This window comes from Tepidimonas fonticaldi (assembly GCF_001675355.1).
Lineage (GTDB): Bacteria > Pseudomonadota > Gammaproteobacteria > Burkholderiales > Burkholderiaceae_C > Tepidimonas > Tepidimonas fonticaldi.
In genome coordinates this window covers 38,368-60,920 of record NZ_LZDH01000067.1, presented here as the reverse complement: position 1 = coordinate 60,920, position 22,553 = coordinate 38,368, and the positions used below count along the sequence as shown (strand labels likewise).

The window sequence follows — 22,553 nt, the reverse complement described above, 5'->3', positions numbered from 1 at the left end:
AGGGGCAAGGAAGGGGCGGCGGCGCTAGCCGATGCGGCTGAGGATTAGCACGCCGAAGAAGGCCAGCGCGGCGATCACGGTCCACTTCAGGATCACGATGCCCCAGCGCAGAAAGTGCTTGCGCCCGGTGCCCAGATAGAACGCGAAGCACAGCGCGCTGGCGCCGAGCAGCGCGAACATCAGGAAGCGAAACAGGAACACGGCGCGCTGCCCGTCAAACGGTCACCGGGCCAGGGCCAGCCGGGCAAAGCCCTGCGGGGCCCGCGCGTCGTCCTCGAAGGTGACGATCTCGTAGGCGTCCGGCTGGGCGAGCAGCGCACGCAACAACTGGTTGTTGAGCGCATGCCCCGACCGGTAGGCGCTGTAGGCGGCCAGCAGCGGCCGCCCCACCAGGTACAGGTCGCCCATGGCGTCCAGAATCTTGTGCTTGGCGAACTCGTCGTCGTAGCGCAGGCCGTCGGCGTTGAGCACCTTGACGTCGTCGAGCACGATGGCGTTGTCCAACCCGCCGCCCAGCGCCAGTCCCTGCGAGCGCATGTGCTCCACGTCGCGCGTAAAGCCGAAGGTGCGCGCGCGCGCAATCTCGCGCGCGTACTGGCCGCTGCCCAGATCGAACTCCACGCACTGGCCGGTGGCGCTGACCGCGGGGTGGTCGAACTCGATTTCGAAGCGCAGCTTGAAGCCGTGGTAGGGCTCCAGCCGGGCCCATTTGAGGGTGCGGCCCTCGCCCTCGCGCACCTCCACCGGGCGCGTGACCCGCAGAAAACGCCGCGGCGCGCGCTGGGTTTCGATCCCGGCGCTTTGCAACAGGTAGACGAAGGACGCCGCCGAGCCGTCGAGGATGGGGACTTCCTCGGCGGTGATGTCGATGATCAGGTTGTCGATGCCCAGCCCCGCACACGCGCTCATCAGATGCTCGACGGTGTGCACCCGCACACCGTTGCGCGAAAGGGTGGAGGCCAGCCGCGTGTCGGACACGGCTGCGGCACTGACGGGGATGTCGACCGGATCGGCCAGATCGACACGGCGAAAAACGATGCCCGTATCGGGCGCCGCCGGGCGCAGCGTGAGCTCGACCCGCTCGCCGCTGTGCAGGCCCACGCCCACGGCACGCGTCAGGGTCTTGAGGGTACGTTGCGCGATCATAAGATGGGATTGTAGGCGCGGGGTCGGATCCGCGCACGATGAAGCGACGACGACCCCGCCGCCCGGCGGGGTGGCCGGCGGGCCGCGTCGGCATGACGGCCCGCCGGCAGGAGCGTTGCGTAGGCGCGGGCGTCAGTCGGCCTGCTTGCGCAGGAAGGCCGGGATCTCGAAGTCGTCCATGCCGCTGGAGGCCAGCGCCTCCACGCGCGAGGCGGCGCTGCCCGGGTTGTTGCGGCCGTTGAGCCACACGCGCGGCACATTGGGGTGCAGACCCGCCCCGCCGACGCCGGCCGCGGCGCTGGACGGCGCACCGGCGCCCCCCACCGGCTGGTTGAGCGTCGGGATGAACGGCATGTTGTCGGTGCCGGTGCGCAGGCCCTGCTGCGGCTGGGACTGCACCACCGTCAGCGGCTGGCGCTGGCCGTTGCGGTTCAGGCCGGTGGCCACCACGGTCACGCGCAGCGCATCGCCCAGCGACTCGTCGTAGGCGGTACCGTAGATGACGTGCGCATCGGGCGCGGCAAAGGCACGGATGGTATTCATGGCCAGCTTGGACTCGGACAGCTTCAGCGAGCCCTTGGCCGCGCTGATCAGCACCAACACGCCCTTGGCGCCGCGCATGTCCACGCCCTCCAGCAGCGGGCAGGCCACGGCCTGCTCGGCGGCGATGCGCGCGCGGTCCGGGCCGCTGGCCACCGCGGTGCCCATCATGGCCTTGCCCGGCTCGCCCATCACGGTGCGCACGTCCTCGAAGTCCACGTTGACCAGCGCCTCGACGTTGATGATCTCGGCGATGCCGCCCACGGCGTTCTTCAGCACGTCGTTGGCGGCGGCAAAGGCCTCGTCCTGCGTGACGTCCTCGCCCAGCTCCTCGTGCAGCTTGTCGTTGAGCACGACGATCAGCGAATCGACGCTTTGCTCCAATTCGCTCAGGCCCTCTTCGGCATTGGCCATGCGCCGCCCGCCCTCCCAGTCGAAGGGCTTGGTGACCACGCCCACGGTCAGGATGCCCATCTCCTTGGCCATCTTGGCGATGACCGGCGCCGCGCCGGTGCCGGTGCCGCCGCCCATGCCGGCGGTGATGAACAGCATGTGCGCGCCCTCGATGGACTCGCGGATGTCGGCCTCGGCCATCAGCGCCGCCTCGCGGCCCTTGTCCGGCTTGCTGCCCGCGCCCAGCCCCGTGCGGCCGAGCTGGATCAGCCGATGCGCCGACGAGCGCGCCAGCGCCTGCGCATCGGTGTTGGCGCAGATGAACTCCACGCCCTGCACACGGCTTTGAATCATGTGCTCGACGGCGTTGCTGCCGCCGCCGCCCACGCCGATCACTTTGATCTGCGTGCCCCGGTTGAACTCTTCGACCTCGATCATTTCGATGCTCATGGAACGCTCCTTGCCTAACCTCGGGAATCTCAGAAATTGCCGACGAACCACTCTTTGACGCGGGTCAGCAGGCCCCCGACCGAGCCTGCCTTTTGCGCCACCTTCTGCCCGCGCAGGCGCGCCAGGCGCGCCTCCTCGAGCAAACCCATCACCGTGGCCGCGCGCGGCTGCGCGACCATGTCGCCCAAGGCGCCGGCGTACTTGGGCACGCCGCGCCGCACGGGCTTGAGAAAAATGTCCTCGCCCAGCTCGACCATGCCGGGCATGACGGCGCTGCCGCCGGTCAGCACGATGCCGCTGGAGAGCAGCTCCTCGCAGCCGGACTCGCGGATGACCTGCTGCACCAGCGCGAAGATCTCCTCCACCCGCGGCTCGATGACGCCCGCGAGCGCCTGACGGCTCAGCAGGCGCGGGCCGCGGTCGCCGATGCCGGGCACCTCGACCTGCTGGTCCGGGTCGGCGAGCAGCTGCTTGGCGCAGCCGCTGTCCACCTTGATGTCCTCGGCGTCCTTGGTGGGCGTGCGCAGCGCCATGGCGATGTCGTTGGTGATCAGGTCGCCGGCGATCGGAATGGCCGCCGTGTGGCGGATCGCGCCGCCGGCAAAGATGGCCACGTCGGTGGTGCCCGCGCCGATGTCCACCAGCGCCACACCCAGCTCTTTTTCGTCCTCGGTCAGCACCGCCTGCGCCGCGGCCAGCGGGTTGAGCATGAGCTGGTCCACCTCCAGCCCGCAGCGGCGCACGCACTTCAGGATGTTCTCCGCCGCGCTCTGCGCGCCGGTGACGATGTGCACCTTGGCCTCCAGGCGCACGCCGCTCATGCCGATCGGCTCCTTGACCTCCTGGCCGTCGATGATGAACTCCTGCGGCTCCACCAGCAGCAGGCGCTGGTCGGTGGAGATGTTGATCGCCTTGGCCGTCTCGATCACCCGCGCCACGTCCGCGGGGCTGACCTCGCGGTCCTTGATCGCCACCATGCCCTGCGAGTTGATGCCGCGGATGTGGCTGCCGGTGATGCCGGTGTAGACCCGGGCGATGCGGCAGTCGGCCATCAGCTCCGCCTCCTTGAGCGCCTGCTGGATGCTGGCCACCGTCGCGTCGATGTTGACGACCACGCCGCGCTTGAGGCCGCTGCTGGGCGCCACGCCCAACCCGGCGAGCTTGAGGTCGCCGCCGGGCATGACCTCGGCGACCACCGCCATGATCTTGGCGGTGCCGATGTCGAGTCCGACCACGATGTCCTTGTATTCCTTGGCCATGATGCGTTCAGCGGGAGGGGTTGCGAGACGGAGACGACGCGCTGCGGGCGGCGGCCGGAGCCGCCGTGCGCTTGCCTGCCGGCGCGTCGGGTTGGGTGGTCACGCCGCGCAGTTGCAGCGCATAACCGTTGGGGTAGCGCAAATCGGCGCTGACGATGTCGCGCGGCCCGTAGCGGGCCCGCAGCGCGGCCTGTGTGGTGACGAAGCGCTGCAGGCGCGCCAGCGCCTCGGCGTCGCCGCGGCCCAGCTCGATCGGGGCCCCGCTGTCGAGCGTCAGGCGCCAACTGCCCCGGCCGGAGAGCTCCAGCCGACCGATGTCGCGGCCCAGGCGCTCGACCAGGGGCTGCAGCCGGCGGTACATGGACACCACCGCCTCGGCTTCGCCGGCCGGGCCATGCAGCGTGCTCCAGTGGTCGGCCGCGGGGTCGTCGGGGTCGGCCTCGAACACCTCGCCGCGCACGCTGACCAGACGCCCGCCCCCCGGCTCGCCCCACCACGCCAGCGGCTCGTGCTCGCGCAGGGTCACGCGCAAACGGTTGGGAAACTGCCGCTCCACCACGGCCTCGCGCACCCAGGGCAGGGCCTCGAAGCGCTCGCGCGCCGCTGCCAAATCCAAGGTCAGGAAGGTGCCGCGCAGGTGGGGCACGACCAGCGCCCGCACGGTCACCGCGTTCTGGTGCTCGACCTCGCCGCGCAGCACGATGCCCTGCAGCGTCCACAGCGGATGCCGCGCCGCCCACACCACCCCCGCCACGACCACGGCCAGGCCCGCGAGCGCGAACAGCGCCGCGGCGACGGCGTTCATCACACGCACGTCGGCCGGCAGGGGCATCGGGGCGGCGCGGGTGGCCATGTCAGCGCTCCCCTCCTCGGGCGGCGGGGGCGGGCAGCGGGTTGTCCAACGCGGCGTCCGCCAGCAGGCGCAGGCACAGCGCGTCGTAGTCCAGCCCCGCCACGCGGGCCGACATCGGCACCAGCGAATGCCCGGTCATGCCCGGCGAGGTGTTGATCTCCAGCAGATACGGCCGGCGCGTCGCGGCGTCGATCATGACGTCGGCGCGCGCCCAGCCGCGGCAGCCCAGCGTCCGGTACGCCGCCAGCACCAGGGCCTGGATGGCCGCCTCCTCACCCGCGGGCAGATCGCAGGGCACGATGTAGCGCGTGTCGTCGCTGAAGTATTTGTTCTGGTAGTCGTAATTGCCGCCCGGCGCGACGATGTGGATGACCGGCAGCGCCTGGGCCGCGGCCCCGCTACCCAGCACCGGGCAGGTCACCTCGTCCCCGACGATGAACTGCTCGCACAGCACCTCGGGGTCGTGGTGGGCCGCCAGCCGGTAGGCCTCGGCGCACTGCTCGCGCGCGGTCACCTTGGTCAGCCCGATCGTGGATCCCTCTCGCGCGGGTTTCACGATCATCGGTGCGCCCAGGGCGTCGAAGGCGGCCTGCGTTTCCTCCACGCTGGCAACCTGGCGCCAGTCGGGGGTGGGCAGGCCTTCGGCGCGCCAGATGCGCTTGGTCATCACCTTGTCCATGGCCACGCTGGAGGCCAACACCCCCGACCCGGTGTAGGGGATGCCCATCAGCTCCAGCGCGCCCTGCACGGTGCCGTCCTCGCCGAAACGGCCGTGCAGCGCGATGAAGGCGCGCGCAAACCCTTCGCTCGCCAGCGCCCACAGCGGCCGCTCGGCGGGGTCGAAGGGGTGGGCATCGACGCCCGCACGGCGCAGCGCGGCCAGCACGCCGCCGCCGGACATCAGCGAGACCTCGCGCTCGGCCGAATGGCCGCCCATGAGCACCGCCACCTTGCCCAGCGCGCGCGGGTCCACCGCCACGGGGGACAGGATCGGCGCCGCGGTCATGCCCCCACCCCCTCGGTGGACAGGGCCGCCGGCGCCGCCGCCAGCGCCACCACACGGGCGGCCACCGCGCCAATCGAGCCCGCACCCATACACAGCACGACGTCGCCGTCGCGGGCGCTGTCCAGGATGGCGCGCGGCAGATCGGCCACGTCGGCCACGAACAGGGGTTCCACCCGCCCCGCGACGCGCAGCGCCCGCGCCAGGCTGCGGCCGTCGGCGGCGACGATGGGCGCTTCGCCCGCGGCATAGACGTCGGTCAGCAACACCGCATCGGCCTGGCCGAGCACGCGCACGAAGTCCTCGAAGCAGTCGCGCGTGCGGCTGTAGCGGTGGGGCTGAAAGGCCAGCACCAGCCGGCGCCCGGGGAAGGCCCCGCGCGCCGCGGCCATGGTGGCGGCCATTTCGGCCGGGTGGTGACCATAGTCGTCGATGACGGTGGCCGTGCCGCCCGTGGGCAGCGGCACCTCGCCATAGGGCTGAAAGCGCCGGCCGACGCCTTTGAACTCCGCCAGCGCCTGCAGCACGGCCGTGTCGGGGACACCCAGTTCGACCGCCACGGCAATCGCCGCCAGCGCGTTGCGCACATTGTGCTCACCCGGCAGGTTGAGCACGACCTCCAGATCCGGCAGCGCCACGCCGTTGCGCCGCTGCACGCGAAAATGCATTTGCGCCCCGACCGCACGCACGTCCAGGGCGCGCACCTGGGCGTCCTCGCTCAGGCCATACGGTGTGATCGGGCGCTGGATGGCCGGCAGCAGCGCGCGCACGTGCGGGTCGTCGATGCAGACCACGGCTGCGCCGTAGAACGGCATGCGATGCAAAAAGTCCACGAAGGCCTGCTGCAGCCGGCCGAAGTCGTGGCCATAGGTGTCCATGTGGTCGGCGTCGATGTTGGTCACGACCGCCATCACGGGCAGCAGGTTGAGGAAGGAGGCGTCGGACTCGTCCGCCTCGACGACGATGTATTCGCCCTGTCCCAGCCGCGCGTGCGCGCCGGCGCTGTTGAGCCGCCCGCCGATGACGAAGGTCGGATCCAGCCCCGCGGCGGCCAGGACGCTCGCCACCAGGCTGGTGGTGGTGGTCTTGCCGTGGGTGCCGGCGATGGCGATGCCTTTCTTCATGCGCATCAGCTCGGCCAGCATGACGGCGCGCGGCACCACCGGCAGCAGGCGCGCCTGGGCGGCCAGCACCTCGGGGTTGTCGGGTTTGACCGCCGTCGAGACGACGACGCAGTCGGCACCGGCGATGTGTGCCGCGTCGTGGCCGAGCAGCACGCGCGCGCCGAGCTGGCGCAGGCGCTCGGTGGCGGCGCTGTCGGCCAGATCGGAGCCGGAGACGGTGTAGCCCAGGGTGAGCAGCACCTCGGCGATGCCGCTCATGCCGGCGCCGCCGATGCCGACGAAGTGGATGTGACGAATCGCGTGTTTCATGATGGGGTGCGGGGGCTGGGTCGGGCCAGCGCGGTACAGGCGCGCACCATGGCATCGACCGCCTCGGTCTTGCGCTGGGCATGGGCGCGCTCGGCCCGCTGGCACAGGTCGGCGCGGGTCAGACTGCGCAGCCAGTCGGCCAGCCACGCGGGGGTCAGCTCGGCCTGCGGGCGCAGCCACGCCGCGCCCTGATCGACCAGAAACCGCGCATTGGTGGTCTGGTGGTCGTCCACCGCGTGCGGGAACGGCACGAACAGCGCCGCCGCCCCGACCGCGGCGATCTCGGTGACGGTGCTGGCACCGGCGCGGGCAATGATCACATCCGCCTCGGCAAAGGCCGCGGCCGTGTCGTCGATAAAGGCCACGCACTCCGCCTCGACCCCGGCCTGGGCATAGGCCGCGCGCAGCGCCTCCAGGTGGCGCTCGCCGCTTTGGTGCCGCACCTGCGGCCGTTGCCCGGCCGGCAGGCGGGCCAGCGCCTGCGGCACGGTCTCGTTGAGGGCCTGCGCACCCAGGCTGCCGCCCACCACCAGCAGGCGCAGCGGCCCATGGCGACCGGCAAAGCGCTGCGCCGGCGCGGGTTGCTGCACGAACGCGGCTCGCAAGGGGTTGCCGATCCACTCGCCCTGGGGCAGCACCTTCGGAAAGGCGCAAAACACCCGGTCCGCCACCTGGGCGAGCACGCGGTTGGCCAGCCCCGCCACCGAATTCTGCTCGTGCAACACGAGCGGCCGGCCCGCCAACACCCCCATTAGCCCGCCGGGGAAGGTGATGTAGCCGCCCAGACCCACCACCACGTCCGGCCGCACGCGGCGCACCACACGCCACGCTTGCCAGAACGCGCGCAGCAGGCGCAGCGGCAGCAGCGCCAGCGTCAGCGGCCCTTTGCCGCGCACGCCGCCAAAGGCCACCGCCTCGAACGCAAAGCCGCGCGGCGGCACCAATCGGGCCTCCATGCCGCCGGGCGCGCCCAGCCAATGCACGCGCCAGCCCTCGGCGCGCAGGGCCTCGGCCACCGCCAGCCCGGGGAAGATGTGCCCCCCGGTGCCACCGGCCATCACGAGCGCGCAGGGCTGCGTCATGCGCGACCTCCGTGCATCAAGGCCTTGTTCTCCCAGTCCACGCGCAGCACGAACGCGACCGCGACCAGATTCATCAGGATGGCCGATCCCCCGTAGCTCATGAACGGCAGCGTCAGCCCCTTGGTCGGCAAGGCCCCCAGGTTGACGCCGATGTTGATGAAGGCCTGAAAGCCGATCCACAGCCCCACGCCCTGCACCGCCAGCCCGGCGAACACCTGGTCCAGCGCGATGGCCTGACGGCCGATCTGCATCATGCGTCGGGTCAGCCACATGAACAGCGCGATGAGCGACAGCACGCCCACGAAGCCGAACTCCTCACCGATGACGGCGAGCAAAAAGTCGGTGTGCGCCTCCGGCAGCCAGTGCAACTTCTCGACGCTGGCGCCCAGCCCGACACCGAACCACTCGCCGCGGCCCAGCGCGATCAGCGCGTGCGTGAGCTGGTAGCCCTTGCCCAGCGCGTGCTGCTCGCTCCACGGGTCCAGGTAGGCGAAGATGCGCTCGCGCCGCCACTCGTTGGTCAACACCACCATCGCAAACGCCGCGACCACCACCAGCGCGATCAGGAAGAACATACGCGCGTTGACCCCCCCCAGGAACAGGATGCCCATGGCGATGACGGCGATCACCATGAAGGCGCCCATGTCCGGCTCGGCCAGCAGCAGCACGCCAACCAGCCCGACCGCCATGGCCATGGGCCAGACGGCGCGGAAAAACTTCTCTTTCACCTCCATGCGCCGCACCATGTAGCCGGCGGCATAGAGCAGCACGGCAAACTTGGCCAGCTCGGACGGCTGGAAGTTCATCACCCCGAGCGGAATCCAGCGCCGCGCCCCGTTGACCCCCTTGCCAATGAAGGGCACGAGCACGATGACGAGCAGCGCGATCGCCACCAAAAAGAGCGGATTGGCAAGCGTCTGCCAGCGGCTCGTCGGGACCTGGAATGCGATCACTCCGGCCACCGCGCCGATGCCGATCGCCAGCGCATGCCGCAGCACGAAGTGGTATGGGCTGTAACTGGCAAAGCGGGGGTTGTCCGGCAACGCGACCGAGGCCGAGTACACCATCACCAGCCCCCACGACAGCAGCGCCACCACCACCCACAGCAGTGGCTGGTCGATGCCACTGGCGCTGGCCGCCGGCGCGGGCGATCGGGTCCAGTCCCGGCGCATCAGCCGCACCGGGATCTCGCCACCCGCGGCGGCAGCCGCCCGCGGGCCCGAGCGGCCCTGGGGCAGCAGCGCGGCCACGGCGGCCAGCCAACGGTGCCAGCGCTCGCGTGCGTTCATGCGGGCGTGCCCTCCTCGTGCTGGAGCGCGCGCACGGTCTCGACGAACACCTGGGCGCGGTGGGCATAGTCGCGGAACATGTCCAGGCTGGCACAGGCGGGCGACAGCAGCACCGCATCCCCTGCCTGCGCCTGCGCAGCGCACCAGCGCACCGCCGCCGGCAGATCGTCGAAGCGCGCACGCAACACCCCGGTGTCGGCCAGCGCCGCCTCGATCGCCGCGGCGTCGCGGCCGATCAACGCCACCGCGCGGGCGTGGCGGGCAACAGCCGCCGCCAGCGGGCGGAAGTCCTGCCCCTTGCCATCGCCCCCCAGAATCACCAGCAGGCGGCGCTGCGCCCCCAGGCCCTCGATGGCCGCCAGCGTCGCGCCCACATTGGTGCCTTTGCTGTCGTCGATGTATTCCACGTCGCCGACGATGGCCACCGACTCCACCCGGTGCGGCTCGCCGCGGTAGTCGCGCAGCGCATGCAGCAGCGGCGCGAGCGGCACGCCCGCCGCCGTCGCCAGGGCCAGGGCGGCCAGCGCATTGGTGGCGTTGTGGCGCCCCTGGATGCGCAGCGCTTCGGCCGGCATCAGGCGCTGGATGTGCAGCTCGGCATCGGCGGTGCGCGGACGGCGCGATCCGGCCTCGTCGTCCGGCAAGGCCCGCACCAGCCAGGTGATGCCGTTGACCGTCTCCAGCCCCCAATCCCCGGGGCGTGTGGGCACGCCGGTGCCAAAGCTGGTCCACGCGCGCCCCGGCGCGGGGCGCCCGCGCGGCCCCCCGGCGGGCGGCTCGGGCGGCTGCCACGCGGCCACGATGGGGTCGTCGCGGTTGAGCACCATCAGCCCCTGCGTGCCAAAGATCCGCGCCTTAACGGCCGCATACGCCGCCATGGTGCCGTGCCAGTCGAGGTGGTCCTGCGTCACGTTGAGCACGGTCGCCGCGGTGGGTTCGAAGCCCTCCACGCCATCGAGCTGAAAGCTCGACAGCTCCAGCACCCAGGCACGCGGCAGCGCCTGCGCGGCCAGCCGCTCGGCCAGCGTGTCGAGCAGGGACGGGCCGATGTTGCCGGCCACCGCCACGTCCCAGCCCGCGGCACGCAGCAGGTGCCCGGTCAGAGCGGTGGTGGTCGTCTTGCCGTTGGTGCCGGTCACGGCCAGCACGGCCGGCCGGTAGGCGTGCGACTCGGCCAGCGCCCGCAGCGCACCGTCGAACAGGCCCAGCTCGCCCAGCACCGGCACGCCCACGGCGGCGGCGGCCGCGGCCAGGGCCGCCATCTGCGCGGGGGCGATGCCGGGGCTGCGCACCACCATCGCCCACGGCGCGCGGGCGAACAGGTCGGCATCGAACGCCACCCCCGTCCACAGCCGGCTGCCCGGCGCCGCCTCGGCCAGGGCCGCGACCTGGGGCGGTGCCGGGCGGGTGTCCGCCACGCTCACCCGGGCACCGGCCGCGTGCAGCCAGCGCGCCACCGCCAAGCCGGTGGCGCCCAGCCCGAGCACGAGCACGTCGCGCTCTCGCACACCGGGCAGCCAATCGTGGGTCCAGGGCATGGGGTTCACCGCAGTTTGAGCGTGGACAGGCCGATCAGGCACAGCAGCATGGTGATGATCCAGAAGCGCACCACCACCTGGGTCTCGCGCCAGCCGGACTTCTCGAAGTGGTGGTGCAGCGGCGCCATCTTCAGCAGGCGACGGCCCTCGCCATAGCGGCGCTTGGTGTACTTGAACCAGCCCACCTGCAGCATCACGGACAGCGCCTCGACGACGAAAATGCCGCCCATGATGGCCAGCACGATCTCCTGCCGCACGATGACGGCGATGGTGCCCAGCGCCCCGCCCAGGGCCAGCGCCCCCACGTCCCCCATGAAGACCTGCGCCGGATAGGCGTTGAACCACAGGAACGCCAGCCCCGCGCCGGCCATGGCGGCGCAAAACACCAGCACCTCGCCCGTGCCGGGGATGAAGGGCACGAGCAGATAGCGCGCAAAGACGGCGTTGCCCGTCACATAGGCAAACACCCCGAGCGCCGAGCCCACCATCACCACCGGCATGATGGCCAGGCCGTCCAGGCCATCGGTCAGATTGACCGCGTTGCTCGCACCCACGATGACCAGATAGGTCAGGAGGACGAAACCCGTCACGCCCAGGGGATAGCTGATCTCCTTGAAAAAGGGCACCATCAGGCCCGCCTGCTGCGGCAGATCGATGGTGAAGCCGGAGCGGATCCAGTCGGTGAACAGCGCCCACACGCCGGCGTTCGACCCCTCCGAGATGGCGAACACCAGATAGAACGCCGCCACCAGCCCGATGACGGACTGCCAGAAGTATTTCTCGCGCGAGCGCATCCCCTCGGGGTCCTTGCGCACCACCTTGCGCCAGTCGTCCACCCAGCCGATCGCCCCCATGGCCCAGGTGACGGCCAGCACGACCCAGACGAAGCGGTTCGACCACTCGAACCACAGCAGCGTCGAGACCGTGATGGCAAACAGGATCAGCACCCCGCCCATGGTCGGGGTGCCGCTCTTGCTCAGGTGGGCCTGCACGCCGTAGGCGCGCACCGGCTGGCCGATCTTGAGCGCGGTCAGGCGCCGGATGAACCACGGCCCGGCCGCCACGCCGACCAGCAAGGCGGTCATCGCGGCCATCACGGCGCGAAAGGTCAGGTACTGGAAGACGCGCAGGAAACCCAGCTCGGGCCAGACGCCCTGCAGCCACTGCGCCAGACTAGGCAACATGCGTCGAGCCCTCCCCATCCGTGGCGCGCGCCAGCGCCTCGCAGGCGGCGATCACCCGCTCCATGCGCATGAAGCGCGACCCCTTGACCAGCAGGCTGCCCCCGCCGGCCGGCACGGCCGCGGGCAAGGCGGCCAGCAGCGCCTCCACCGAGGCGAAATGCCGCACCGGCGCCGGCGCGGTGGAGTGGGTGGCGGACACGGCGGCCGACGCGCGCCCCATCCAGTCGCCCGCCAGCCAGATGCGGTCGATGCCGCGTGCGAGCGCGTGGCGCAGCACCTCGTCATGGAAGGCCAGCGCCTGGTCGCCCACCTCGCCCATGTCGCCCAGCAGCAGCCAGCGCGGCCCGGGCAGTTCGGCCAGCACATCGATGGCCGCGCGCACCGAGTCCGGGTTGGCGTTGTAGCTGTCGTCCACCACGGTCCAGGCGGCGCCGGCCAGCCGCAGCGACTGGGTGCGGCAGCGGCCCGTCACGGGCTCGAAGGCGGCCAGCCCCGCCGCGATCGCGTCCAGCGCCACCCCGGCCGCCAGCGCGCAGGCCGTGGCCGCCAGGGCGTTGCGCACATGGTGGCGGCCGGCAATGCGCAGCCGGGTGTCGAATACCCCGGCCGGCGTCGTCACACGCAGCGCCCAGGCCCCGTCCACCCAGTCCGCCTGCGCGGACACGTCGGCCCCCGCCGCACCAAAGGTCAGCGTCGCGCGGCCCGCCGCCAACGTGCGCCACAGCGGCGTGAACGGGTCGTCGGCCGGGAACACCGCGGTGCCCTCGGCCGGCAAGGCGGCCAGCACGGCGCCGTTTTCGCGCGCCACGGCCTCCACGCTGGCCATGAATTCCTGGTGTTCGCGCTGGGCGTTGTTGACCAGGGCCACCGTGGGGCGGGCCATCGCGGCCAGCTGGGCGATCTCGCCTGGGTGATTCATGCCCAGCTCCACCACTGCCAGCCGGTGCATGGGGCGCAGGCGCAGCAGCGTCAGCGGCACACCGATGTCGTTGTTCAAATTGCCCTGGGTGGCCAGGGCCGCCTCGCCGACCGCCGCGCGCAAAATCGCCGCGGTCATCTGCGTGACGGTGGTTTTGCCGTTGCTGCCGGTGACGGCGATGAGCGGGCCGTGCCAGCGGGCGCGCCACGCCGCGGCCAACTGACCCAGGGCCAGGCGGCTGTCCGGCACCTCCACCCCGGGCAGCCCGGCCGCGGCCAAGCCCCGCTGCGCCACCGCCCCGATGGCGCCGGCTGCGGCGGCCTGCGGCAAAAAGTCGTGCGCGTCGAAGCGTTCGCCGCGCAGCGCGACGAACAGATCGCCCGCTTGCAGGGTGCGGGTGTCGGTGTGCACCCGTTGCGGGGCCAGCGCCTCCACGTCGCCGACGGCGCGGGCGCCCGGCAAAGCGGCCAGCAGGGCCCCCAGGCCCTCCATCGGCAGCCGCTCCAGCGGTGTCCGGGGGGGCGTCATGCGTCTGCCCCCCGGCGCCGGCGCAACGCGGCGCGCGCCTGGTCGAAATCGGAAAACGGCCGGCGCACGCCGGCGATCTCCTGGTAGTCCTCGTGCCCCTTGCCGGCCAGCAGCACCACGTCACGGGCCTGGGCCTCGCGCACGGCGCGGTCGATGGCGGCGGCGCGATCGGGCTCGACCCAGGCACGCGCCGGCGCCGCCAAGCCGGCCTGCATCTGGGCCAGGATCTGCAACGGGTCCTCGCTGCGCGGGTTGTCGCTGGTCAGCACCACGCGGTCGGCCCCCTGCTCGGCAGCGGCGGCCATGAGCGGGCGCTTGCCGGGGTCGCGGTCGCCCCCGCAGCCCAGCACACACCACAGTTGCCCGCCCCGGCGCGCGGCCAGGGGGCGCAGCGCCTGCAGCGCCTTGTCCACCGCATCCGGCGTGTGGGCGTAATCGACCAGCACCAGCGGCAGACCGTCCGCGGGACCGTCGGCCGCCCCCCACGCCGACTGCATGCGGCCGGGCACGGGGGTCAGCCCGTGGCTGGCGCCCACGATGGCCGACCACGGCAGCCCGCGGCTGCGCAACACCGCCATGGCGGCCAGCAGATTGCCCAGGTTGTAGTCCCCCACCACCGGCAACTCGAACGTGGTGTGGGTGGCGCCTTCGGCGACCGTGAAACGGGCCCCGTTGGGCAACCATTCGCGCGTCAGCAGGCGCAGGCGGGCGTCCGTCGCCGCCGGGCCGGTGGCATAGGTCCAGAGGTCCAGCCCCCCATCCGCCGGACGCGCGGCCAGCGCCTGCGCCAACTCCCGCCCGTAGGGGTCGTCCACGCACACGACCGCCACCTGCAGGCCCGGCCAGTCGAACAGGCGCCGCTTGGCGGCCCAATAGGCCTCCATGGTGCCGTGGTAGTCCAGGTGGTCCTGCGTCAGGTTGGTGAAGATGGCCGTGTGGACACGGGCACCGTCCAGCCGGCCTTCCTCGATGCCGATGGAGGATGCCTCCAGCACCACCGCGCGCAGGCCATCGTCAGCAAAGGCGCGCAGCGCGCGCTGCAGCGTCACGGGATCGGGGGTGGTCAAGCCGGTCGGCACCAGGGCCGCGTCCGGCCGACCGATGCCCAGCGTGCCGATCAGGCCCGCCCCCACGCCGGCCGCCTGCAGCCACTGCGCCGTCCACCACGCGGTGGAGGTCTTGCCGTTGGTCCCGGTCACGGCGATCAGATCGAGCGCGCGGCTGGGCGCATGCCAGAACGCGCTGGCCAGCGGCCCCGCCGCCGCGCGCAGGCCGGCATAGGCAACCACCCGCGCCGGGCTGGAGGGGGCATCGGCCGGGGCGAGGTCGAAAGCCGCATCGGGGTGAGCGCTCAGCCAGCCGGCCAGCCCCTGCGCCTCCACGACGGCGGCCACAGCGCCGGCCTCGAGGGCCGCGCGCACGAAGCGCCGGGCATCGGCCGCCGCGCCCGGCCATGCGACGAACGCATCGCCGGGGCGGACCTGGCGGCTGTCCGCGCACAACCCGGTGGCGCCGCGCGCGCGCAGCCACGCCAGCAGGGCGTCGAGGGTAGCGCAGGACGGTGCCATCAGACCGGCTCCTCCTCGATCACGTCGGCGACGATCTGCGGCTGCACCCGCATGTCGGGCGGCACGCCGAGCAGGCGCAGCGTCTGCTGCGCCACGTCCGAAAACACCGGCGCGGCCACCGCCCCGCCGTAGATGACGCCGTTGCCCGGCTCGTCCACCATCACGGCGATGACCACCCGCGGCTGATCCACCGGCGCCAGCCCGACGAAAAAGCTGCGGTATTTGCGCGCCGCGTAGCCCTTGCCCTCCTGCTTGCGGGCGGTGCCGGTCTTGCCGCCGACCGAGTAGCCGACCGTTTGCGCCAGTTGGGCGGTGCCCCCGGGCCCCGCGGCCATGTGCAGCATGCGCCGCACGGCCAAGGCATTGCGTTCGCTGAACACGCGCACGCCGTGCGCGGGCTGGTCGGTGCGCATCAGCGTGATCGGGACCAGCTCGCCATCGCGGGCAAACACCGTGTACGCCTGGGCCAGTTGCAGCAGCGACACCGACAGGCCGTAGCCGTAGCTCATGGTCGCCTGCTCGATGGGCCGCCACGTCTTGTAGGCGCGCAGACGGCCGCTGGTCGCACCGGGGAAGGGCACCTGCGGCTTGTGCCCGAAGCCCGCGCGCGTGTAGGTCTCCCACATGTCGCGCGGCTGCATCTGCATCGCCATCTTGACGGTGCCGACGTTGCTGGACTTCTGGATCACCTCGTTGACGGTCAGCACGCCGTACGCATGCACGTCCGAGATGGTGAACCCGCCCATCTGCAGCCGGCCCGGCGCGGTCTGGATCGGCGTCTCGGGAGTCACCAGCCCCTTGTCCAGGGCCAGCGCGGCGATGAAGGGCTTCATGGTCGAGCCCGGCTCGAAGCTGTCGGTCAGCGCCCGGTTGCGCAACTGCTCGCCGGTCAGGTTGCGGCGGTCGTTGGGGTTGTAGCTGGGGTAGTTGGCCAGCGCCAGCACCTCGCCGCTCACCGCATCCAGCACCACTGCGCTGCCGCCGCGCGCGTTGTGCTGCTGCACCGCCTCCTTCAGGCGCTGGTAGGCAAAAAACTGGATCTTGCCGTCGATGGAGAGCTGCAGGTCTTTGCCATCCACCGGCGGCACGATGTCGCGCACATCCTCGACGATGCGCCCCAGGCGGTCCTTGATGACCCGGCGCGACCCGGGGCGGCCGAGCAGCTCGCGCTCGAACGCCAGCTCCACCCCCTCCTGGCCGCGGTCCTCGACGTTGGTGAAGCCGACCACGTGCGCCACGGCCTCGCCCTGGGGATACTGCCGCTTGTACTCCTTGCGCAGATACAGGCCCTTGATGCCCAGCGCCTGCACCTGGCGCGCCACGGGTTCGTCCACCTGGCGCTTGATCCAGACGAAGTTCTTCTCGCCCACGTCCAGCCGGCGCTGCAGCTCGGCCAGCGGCATGCCCAGCAGCCGCGCGGCGTCGCGCAGCCCGGGGTGGTTGCGGTCCACGTCCTCGGGGTCGGCCCAGACGCTTTGCGCCACCACACTGGTGGCCAGGATCATGCCGTTGCGGTCCAGAATGCGCCCGCGACTGGCCGGCAGCTCCAGCGTGCGCGCGTAGCGGACCTCGCCCTGGCGCTGGAAGAAATCGTTGCCGATCACCTGCACATAGGCCGCGCGCGCCGCCAACCCGACGAAGGCGAGCGCCAGCATCCCGACGATGAGGCGGCTGCGCCAGACCGGCGTCGCGCTGGTCAGCAGCGGGCTGCTGCCATAGGGAATGCTGCGCGCGGACACGGGCGCGGTGACGGGCCGGCGACTCATGGGCGGCCTCCCGCAGCGACCTCGGTCGACGACAGGGCCACATACTCGGTGATGCCGGGGTGGGCCGGGCGCATCTGCAACTGGCGCTGGGCGATCTGCTGCACGCGCGAGGGGGCGGCCTGGGCGCGCTGCTGGGCGACCAGGCGCTCGTGCTCGGCCGCCAGCCGGCTGGCCTGCGCGCGCGCGCGTTCGTTGGCCACATACAGCCGCCGCGATTCGTATTGCAGCGTCACCAAATAGAAGCTGCTGGCCAGCACGGCCAGCAGGAGGGCGAGGTTCAGGCGCGTCATGCCCGCCGCCTCCCGACCGGCCCCGCAGCCCCCATGCCCTTTCCGGCGCCCGCGGCCAGCGGGGCGGCGGTGCGGGTCGCGGCGCGCATCACCGCGCTGCGCGCCCGCGGGTTGGCCTCCACCTCGGCCGCGCCGGGCATGGTGCGCGCCACGTGCGCAAGCAGCGGCGGCGGCGGCTCGACCATCGGCGCGCGCCGGTCCACGGCCGGCCGGGCGTGCCGGGCCATGAACTGCTTGACCATCCGGTCCTCCAGCGAATGGAAGCTGATCACCACCAGCCGCCCACCCGGGCGCAGCACGCTCAGACTGGCGTCGAGCGCTTGTTGCAGCTCTTCAAGCTCGGCGTTGACGTGAATCCGAACAGCCTGAAATGTGCGCGTTGCAGGGTCCTTGCCCGGCTCGCGGGTTTTGACCGCGCCAGCCACGATTTCGGCCAGCTCGGCGGTGGTTCGAACAGGCCCCCGTTCCTGTCGGCGACGATCAATCGCCTTTGCAATCGGTGCAGCAAACCGCTCTTCGCCGTATTCACGAATCACCTCCGTCATCTCGGCCACCGAGGCCGTGGCCAGCCACTCGGCAGCGCTCGTGCCGCGCGTGGGGTCCATGCGCATGTCCAGCGGGCCGTCGTGGCGGAAGGAAAAGCCGCGCGCCGGATCGTCCAGTTGCGGCGAGCTGACCCCCAAATCCATCAGCAGTCCGTCCGCGCTGGCCGGCGGCAGCGTGCCCAGGGCCGCAAAGCCCTCGTGCCGCACCGCCACGCGCGCGTCCTGCGCGGCCAGCGCCTGCGCCACCGCGATGGCCTGGGGGTCTTTGTCGAACACCGTCAGGCGCCCCGCCGGCGACAGGCGCGCCAGGATCGCGCGGCTGTGGCCGCCGCGACCGAAGGTGGCGTCGATGTAGTGTCCGTCCGGTTGGATCTGAAGGGCCTCGACCGCTTCGTTCAACAGGACGGTGCGATGGGGGTAGGTCATCTGCACCGCCCGGCCCTCAGAAAGAAAAGTCCTGGAAGGCCTCGGGCATCTCGCCGCGCATCGCCTCGGCCTCCTGGGCCGCGTAGGTGGCCGCGTCCCACAGCTCGAAGTGGTTGCCCATGCCGAGCAGCATGGCCTCCTTGGTGATGCCGGCGGCGGCGCGCAGCTCGGGGGCGATCAGCACGCGGCCCTGGGCGTCCATCTCCACGTCCTGCGCATTGCCCAGAAAGATGCGCTTCCACCACTGCGCCGACATCGGCAGCTGCGCGATGCGCTGGCGAAACGCCTCCCACTCCGGGCGCGGAAAGATCATCAGACAGCCGTGCGGATGCTTGGTGATGGTGAGCTGGCCCGCCGCGGTCGCGCTCAGGACGTCGCGGTGCCGGGTCGGCACCGAGAGCCGGCCTTTGGCATCGAGACTGAGGGACGAGGCGCCTTGGAACACGGGTCAGATCCGGCTGAGGGGAACCACTTTTCACCACTTTTTTGCACTTGTTCCCACTGTAGCACCAAAAGCCGGTGCATCACAAGCCGGTCATCGCCTTTTTTCTTGTGAAATCAAAGACTTAAGGCCGATTTGCAGGGCAAATCGGCCTTCAAAAGACACGCAAAATCAAGCGTTTGCAAAACAGCTTGAAAGCGGCACCTGAGGAGTAAAGCCCCCCTCAAAGGATGAAGCGCGACAGATCCTCGTTGCGCGCCAGCGCCGCCAGCCGCTCGTCCACGTAGGCCACGTCGATCGTGACGGTCTGCCCCGTGCGGCGGGACGCTTCGAAGCTCACCTCGTCGAGCAGATGCTCCATCACCGTGGCCAGCCGGCGCGCGCCGATGTTCTCGGTGCGCTCGTTGACCTCCCAGGCGATGGCGGCGATGCGGCGGATGCCGTCGTCGGTGAAGGCGAGCGTCACCCCCTCGGTGGCCAGCAGCGCCTGGTACTGGCGCACGAGGCTGGCATGCGTCTGCGTCAGGATCGCCTCGAAGTCCTGCACCGACAGCGGCTGCAGCTCCACCCGGATCGGAAAGCGTCCCTGCAGCTCCGGGATCAGGTCGCTCGGCTTGCTCAGGTGGAACGCCCCGCTGGCGATGAACAGGATGTGGTCGGTCTTGACCGGCCCGTACTTGGTCGAGACCGTGGTGCCCTCCACCAGCGGCAGCAGGTCGCGCTGCACGCCCTGACGCGACACGTCGGCGCCGGCCACGTCGCTGCGCGAGGCGACCTTGTCGATCTCGTCGATGAAGACGATGCCGTTCTGCTCCAGGTTGTGGATCGCCTCGGCGCGGATCTCTTCCTCGTTGACGAGCTTGGCCGCCTCCTCCTCGACGAGCAGGCGGCGCGCCTCGGCGATGCACAGCTTGCGCGTCTTGCGCCGGCCGAGGTTGAGCTGGCCGAACAAGCCGCGCAGCTGCTCGGCCATCTCCTCCATGCCGGCCGGGGTCATCACCTCCAGCTGCGGCTGCGGCGCGGCCAGCTCGATCTCGATTTCCTTGTCGTCGAGCTGACCCTCGCGCAGCTTCTTGCGGAACACCTGCCGCGCGGGCCCGTCGCGCTCGACGTCGCCGTCGCGCGGCGGCGGCAGCAGCGCGTCCAGGATGCGCTCCTCGGCCACGTCCTCGGCGCGCGTGCGCACGCGCGCCATCGCCGCCTCGCGCGTCTGCTTGACGGCCACGTCCGCCAGGTCGCGGATGATGCTGTCGACATCCTTGCCGACGTAGCCGACCTCGGTGAACTTGGTCGCCTCGACCTTGATGAACGGCGCGTTGGCCAGCTTGGCCAGCCGGCGCGCGATCTCGGTCTTGCCGACCCCGGTTGGGCCGATCATCAGGATGTTCTTCGGCGTGATCTCGGGCCGCAGCTTCGCGTCCACCTGCTGGCGGCGCCAGCGGTTGCGCAGCGCGATGGCCACCGCGCGCTTGGCGGCCTGCTGGCCGATGATGTGGGCGTCCAGCTCGGAGACGATCTCCTGCGGCGTCATCGCGGCACTCATGCCAGCACCTCCACGGTGTGGTGTTGGTTGGTGTAGATGCACAGGTCCCCGGCGATGCGCAGCGCCTCGCGCACCACGGCCTCGGCCGGCAGCGCCGTGTGCTCCAGCAGCGCGCGCGCCGCGGCCTGGGCGTAGGCGCCACCGGAGCCGATGGCGACGATGCCGTGCTCGGGTTCCAGCACGTCGCCGTTGCCGGTGATGACGAGGCTCGCCGTGCGGTCGGCCACCGCCAGCATCGCCTCCAGCCGGCGCAGCACGCGGTCGGTGCGCCAGTCCTTGGTCAGCTCCACCGCCGCGCGCAGCAGGTGGCCCTGGTGCTTCTCCAGCTTGGCCTCGAAGCGCTCGAACAGCGTGAAGGCGTCGGCCGTGGCGCCGGCAAAGCCGGCCAGCACCTGGTCGCGGTGCAGGCGGCGGATCTTGCGCGCGCTGGCCTTGACGACGATGTGACCGAGCGTGACCTGGCCGTCGCCGCCCATGGCGACCTGAAACCGCCCCGGCTCCGCGGGATCGGGGCGGCGCACACAAACGATCGTGGTGCCGTGAAAGACGGCACCGGCAGAGGATTCTCGTTCCATGGTCAGTATTGTCGCAGCCGGACGGTGGCGACCTCGTCGATGCCCACCACATGGAACAGCGCCGCCAGCAGGTGGTTGACGCCGTCCAGCTCGACCCGCACGCCCCGCCCGCGCGCCGCCAGCAGCCACTGCAGCAAGGCCCCGGCCGCCGCAAAATCGACGCGCTGCAGCCGCCGTGCGTCGATGACGAGCACGCGGCTCGGGGATGACACCGCACCCTCCCCCGGCGATGAGGTCCGGGGCGCCACACCCTCCACGGCGGCATCGAGTGCCTGGAGCGCCTGGGCCATGTCGCCCTGCAAAACGCCCTCCAGGTGGACGGCCGGCCCCGCCTCGCCCCCCTGGGTTTGGATCGACCAGCCTGCCATTTGGGTCGGTACGGCGGGGAACTCGGACTCGCCGGCCGTCACCGAGCTGACGACCCCGGGCCATGCGAGCGTCGATTCGGCCGGCGCGGGCTCGGGCGGCACCTCGGTGGGGGACGCGGCCGGGGGGGGCTCGGGCAGCACCTCGGCCGGCTCGACGTGGGCCACCGGGTCGTGCCATGTGGGCGGCAACTCGCCGTAGGTGACGCAGTAGTCCAGCGCGACCAGATCGAATTCGTCGCGCCGCCCCATCAGGCGCAGCGCCGCCAGACGCAGGCGCCACCACACGGGGGGGTTCTCCCGCCGCCCGGACGGGGTGCTGGCCTTCAGGCGCCGCCGCAGCACCGCGCCGCCCCGCCAGCGCATCGTCAGGGGCTGGTCGGCCCAGTGCTCGAACAGGGCGGCCAGGCGTTCGGCGGCCTCGGCGTCGGCCGACAGCAGGTCCGACCAGTCGAGCCATGGGGCCCCGTCGCTGCGCTCGGCCAGCGCGGCCAACGCCGTCACCGCCGCCGCATCCAGCAGCGGCGGACAGACCCAGGTGTGCCAGGCGGCGGTCGCTGCGCCCCCCGACGTGCCTCCGGACGTGCATCCCGATGCGGCGCCCGACGTGGACTCGGCGGGCGGCACAGGCTGCCGCACCACCGGCCAGCGCGGGACCGGCTGCCGAAAACGGTCCGCCCATTCGGCGGCCCATTCCTCGAAGCCCTCCACGTCGCCGGCGGCCCACAGCACCTCCAGCAGCATCAGGCCGGCCAGGCGGGCCAGCGGCGTTCGCACCTCCTGGGCCTGCACCGTCTCCAGCACCTGCCGCGCCTCATCCAGCCGGCCGTTGGCAAAACGGACGGCCGCCTCGGTCAGGGCGGGATGGGTGAGCAGCGCCTGCGGCTCGGCCGCTGGCGCGGACGGCTCGGCGGTCACCAGATCGATGCTCATGCCAAAGCCATCGGCACGCGCCTGCAGATGGCGGCTGACGATGGGGCCGGCGGAGGCCGGCGCTGGCGCACCGATGCGCAGGCCCGAGGATTCGGCCGCGCGCGGCGTCCAGTGCTGCGCCATCTGCGCCTCGATACGCGCAATCTGCTCGATGGTGTGGGACTTGTCCGGCCCGCGGCGGGGCCACCCGCTGCGCGCGCCAGCGGCGCCGGGCAGGCTGGGTGGGCTGGCCGACGGCGATTCCGCGGGTGGGGCGGCGGCGCGCTGGGCGCGAATCCACGCCCGCAGTTCGTTGAGTTCGTTGTGGCGTACCCGGTCGTTGCGGCGCTTGCGCAGGATGGCCGCCTTCAGGGCGCGCCGCTCCTCGTCCAGGCCGCGGACGGCACCGTCCTCCGATGCCTCGGTGCGCAGCCGCCAGATTCGGCTCCACCAGCCGCCGCTGTCCGGGGGATTCGGCGGGGCGGACATGGTGGCGGATGGGGG

At 71.6% G+C, this 22,553-nt stretch carries 20 protein-coding genes; all 20 read right to left on the bottom strand.

Annotated features, from left to right (window positions below; genetic code table 11):
- Positions 1-24: 24 nt before the first annotated feature.
- Positions 25-201 (bottom strand): hypothetical protein, encoded by a 177-nt coding sequence (locus A9O67_RS13640; RefSeq protein ID WP_197484492.1) that lies wholly within the window; start codon positions 199-201, stop codon positions 25-27.
- A gap of 21 nt (positions 202-222) precedes the next feature.
- Entirely contained in the window at positions 223-1,146 is a 924-nt protein-coding gene (gene lpxC / locus A9O67_RS12735; RefSeq protein ID WP_068610939.1) for a UDP-3-O-acyl-N-acetylglucosamine deacetylase, read from the bottom strand.
- Between the two features lie 132 nt (positions 1,147-1,278).
- Positions 1,279-2,529, bottom strand: coding sequence for a cell division protein FtsZ (ftsZ, locus tag A9O67_RS12730; RefSeq protein WP_068610937.1), 1,251 nt, complete (start codon positions 2,527-2,529; stop codon positions 1,279-1,281).
- 29 nt (positions 2,530-2,558) lie between these two features.
- Positions 2,559-3,788 carry a cell division protein FtsA gene (ftsA, locus tag A9O67_RS12725; RefSeq protein ID WP_068610935.1) on the bottom strand — a complete coding sequence of 410 codons (1,230 nt, stop codon included), beginning with the start codon at positions 3,786-3,788 and terminating at the stop codon, positions 2,559-2,561.
- A gap of 7 nt (positions 3,789-3,795) precedes the next feature.
- Positions 3,796-4,641 carry a cell division protein FtsQ/DivIB gene (locus A9O67_RS12720; RefSeq protein ID WP_068610933.1) on the bottom strand — a complete coding sequence of 282 codons (846 nt, stop codon included), beginning with the start codon at positions 4,639-4,641 and terminating at the stop codon, positions 3,796-3,798.
- A gap of 1 nt (position 4,642) precedes the next feature.
- Positions 4,643-5,647, bottom strand: a complete 1,005-nt coding sequence (locus A9O67_RS12715; protein WP_068610931.1) for a D-alanine--D-alanine ligase — start codon at positions 5,645-5,647, stop codon at positions 4,643-4,645.
- Positions 5,644-7,077: a UDP-N-acetylmuramate--L-alanine ligase gene (gene murC, locus A9O67_RS12710; protein WP_068610929.1), complete on the bottom strand. Its 1,434-nt coding sequence runs from the start codon at positions 7,075-7,077 to the stop codon at positions 5,644-5,646. The genes A9O67_RS12715 and murC overlap by 4 nt, the downstream gene beginning before the upstream one ends.
- Positions 7,074-8,159 carry an undecaprenyldiphospho-muramoylpentapeptide beta-N-acetylglucosaminyltransferase gene (gene murG / locus A9O67_RS12705; protein ID WP_068610927.1) on the bottom strand — a complete coding sequence of 362 codons (1,086 nt, stop codon included), beginning with the start codon at positions 8,157-8,159 and terminating at the stop codon, positions 7,074-7,076. The genes murC and murG overlap by 4 nt, the downstream gene beginning before the upstream one ends.
- On the bottom strand, positions 8,156-9,448 hold the full coding sequence (gene ftsW, locus A9O67_RS12700; RefSeq protein WP_068610924.1) for a putative lipid II flippase FtsW: 1,293 nt from the start codon (positions 9,446-9,448) through the stop codon (positions 8,156-8,158). The genes murG and ftsW overlap by 4 nt, the downstream gene beginning before the upstream one ends.
- A complete protein-coding gene (locus A9O67_RS12695; protein ID WP_068610923.1) occupies positions 9,445-10,986 on the bottom strand; it encodes a Mur ligase family protein in 1,542 nt (513 codons plus the stop codon). The genes ftsW and A9O67_RS12695 overlap by 4 nt, the downstream gene beginning before the upstream one ends.
- 5 nt (positions 10,987-10,991) lie before the next feature.
- Positions 10,992-12,170: a phospho-N-acetylmuramoyl-pentapeptide-transferase gene (gene mraY / locus A9O67_RS12690; RefSeq protein WP_068610921.1), complete on the bottom strand. Its 1,179-nt coding sequence runs from the start codon at positions 12,168-12,170 to the stop codon at positions 10,992-10,994.
- Positions 12,160-13,581 carry a UDP-N-acetylmuramoyl-tripeptide--D-alanyl-D-alanine ligase gene (locus A9O67_RS12685; protein ID WP_082955588.1) on the bottom strand — a complete coding sequence of 474 codons (1,422 nt, stop codon included), beginning with the start codon at positions 13,579-13,581 and terminating at the stop codon, positions 12,160-12,162. The genes mraY and A9O67_RS12685 overlap by 11 nt, the downstream gene beginning before the upstream one ends.
- Positions 13,582-13,613: 32 nt before the next feature.
- Positions 13,614-15,185 (bottom strand): UDP-N-acetylmuramoyl-L-alanyl-D-glutamate--2,6-diaminopimelate ligase, encoded by a 1,572-nt coding sequence (locus tag A9O67_RS12680; RefSeq protein ID WP_068610917.1) that lies wholly within the window; start codon positions 15,183-15,185, stop codon positions 13,614-13,616.
- Positions 15,185-16,951, bottom strand: coding sequence for a peptidoglycan D,D-transpeptidase FtsI family protein (locus tag A9O67_RS12675; RefSeq protein ID WP_068610915.1), 1,767 nt, complete (start codon positions 16,949-16,951; stop codon positions 15,185-15,187). The genes A9O67_RS12680 and A9O67_RS12675 overlap by 1 nt, the downstream gene beginning before the upstream one ends.
- Complete coding sequence (gene ftsL / locus A9O67_RS12670; protein ID WP_068610913.1) at positions 16,948-17,241, bottom strand: cell division protein FtsL; 294 nt, start codon at positions 17,239-17,241, stop codon at positions 16,948-16,950. Before ftsL ends, A9O67_RS12675 begins: the two co-directional genes overlap by 4 nt.
- Positions 17,238-18,212, bottom strand: coding sequence for a 16S rRNA (cytosine(1402)-N(4))-methyltransferase RsmH (rsmH, locus tag A9O67_RS12665; protein WP_082955587.1), 975 nt, complete (start codon positions 18,210-18,212; stop codon positions 17,238-17,240). Before rsmH ends, ftsL begins: the two co-directional genes overlap by 4 nt.
- 16 nt (positions 18,213-18,228) lie before the next feature.
- Positions 18,229-18,657 carry a division/cell wall cluster transcriptional repressor MraZ gene (mraZ, locus tag A9O67_RS12660; protein WP_068610912.1) on the bottom strand — a complete coding sequence of 143 codons (429 nt, stop codon included), beginning with the start codon at positions 18,655-18,657 and terminating at the stop codon, positions 18,229-18,231.
- A 220-nt stretch (positions 18,658-18,877) separates the two neighbouring features.
- The gene (gene hslU / locus A9O67_RS12655) at positions 18,878-20,197 is read right to left on the bottom strand and encodes an ATP-dependent protease ATPase subunit HslU (protein WP_068610909.1); all 1,320 of its coding nucleotides are present in this window, start codon (positions 20,195-20,197) and stop codon (positions 18,878-18,880) included.
- Complete coding sequence (hslV, locus tag A9O67_RS12650; RefSeq protein ID WP_068610907.1) at positions 20,194-20,772, bottom strand: ATP-dependent protease subunit HslV; 579 nt, start codon at positions 20,770-20,772, stop codon at positions 20,194-20,196. The genes hslU and hslV overlap by 4 nt, the downstream gene beginning before the upstream one ends.
- A 2-nt stretch (positions 20,773-20,774) precedes the next feature.
- Positions 20,775-22,538: an STAS domain-containing protein gene (locus tag A9O67_RS12645; RefSeq protein ID WP_068610905.1), complete on the bottom strand. Its 1,764-nt coding sequence runs from the start codon at positions 22,536-22,538 to the stop codon at positions 20,775-20,777.
- Positions 22,539-22,553 lie beyond the last annotated feature (15 nt).